Source organism: Halomonas llamarensis (assembly GCF_023555005.1).
In the GTDB taxonomy this organism is placed as follows: domain Bacteria; phylum Pseudomonadota; class Gammaproteobacteria; order Pseudomonadales; family Halomonadaceae; genus Vreelandella; species Vreelandella llamarensis.
The window spans coordinates 1-1,124 of sequence record NZ_JAMJPJ010000076.1 but is presented as its reverse complement, the minus strand read 5'-3'; the positions used below and the strand labels follow the sequence as shown (position 1 = coordinate 1,124).

The following is a 1,124-nucleotide window of genomic DNA, read 5'->3' as shown; positions in this document are numbered from 1 at the left end:
AGCACTAGGCTAATCGCATCCAGTTTAAATTCTTTCGAGTACTGCTTTCGTGTGGTCATGATCCATCTCCAGTTTCAGGGCATTATTCCTTAACTGGGGTGGTCACATCTATTCAACCACTTCAGTATTTTCACAATTAGAAATAACGACTCCAGCGGGTCGGTCGCCAAGATAAATAAACACAATGGGGAGGTGGATGCTGAATTCACAATTGAATTTCCAAGTCTCTCTTCTATTAGCTTAGCTGACGAAGTTATCTTTTTCGGTGACGAAGGCGAGGGCTATGCAGGTGCTCATGGCTATATGAACGCAATGGATACAGAAAGTGGTGAACTGGTTTGGCGGTTTGAAACAGGTGGATTCGTTAGAGGAGCGGCCTCTATCGCTGGGGGTACAGTTTACTTCGGTAGTCATGATCATTACATGTATGCCGTAGATCGCCATACGGGCGAAATGAAATGGCGTTATGAGACAGACGCAGGGATTACCTCGACACCTGCCATCGTAGATGGTCGTTTGTATTTTGGCAGTATTGATGGCTATGTGTATGTGTTGGAATAGCCACGCAGAAATACGTACATAGGACATTAACATTTAAACCTGAATTCAACCTAATAAGTACAGCACATGGTCGGCTTAGTACGCGAGTTTGAGTGGCAAGACCATATGCTCACCGCCCACCGGGTCCCCGGGGGTATGGAAGCCCACTACACCTGGGATCGCCACGCCCCGGATGGCCGGGTGGTGGGCCAGCAGGAAGCCGGTGGCTTGGCCCGCTCTTACACGTATCATGTGGATCACACCCGGGTTACTGACAGCCTGGGCCGAGAGGAGCGCTACCACTTTGTGGGCAGCGGCCCCGGCCGCCGCTGGACGGCCCACACCCGCGCCGACGGCTCGCGCATTGAGTTCCGTTACGACCGTGCCGGCTTCAAGGTAGCCACCGTCGATCCCCTGGGTCACGAGACGATGATCGAGCGCGACGACCACGGCCAAGTCATTGCCCAGACCGGCCCGGACGGCACGCGCTGGGCCATTGAGCGGGATGCGCTCGGGCAGCCGGTGAGTATTGAAGGCCCTGAGAATCAGCGCTGGCAGATCACACGTAACGACCTCGGCCATCC

1 protein-coding gene and 1 pseudogene are annotated in these 1,124 nt (G+C 53.9%); both read left to right on the top strand.

What is annotated here, in order from left to right; translation table 11 throughout:
• Positions 1 to 192: 192 nt before the first annotated feature.
• Positions 193 to 561 carry an outer membrane protein assembly factor BamB family protein gene (locus M8006_RS17590; RefSeq protein WP_250084492.1) on the top strand — a complete coding sequence of 123 codons (369 nt, stop codon included), beginning with the start codon at positions 193 to 195 and terminating at the stop codon, positions 559 to 561.
• 66 nt (positions 562 to 627) lie between these two features.
• Positions 628 to 1,124: pseudogene (locus M8006_RS17585) on the top strand (hypothetical protein); the annotation flags it as partial.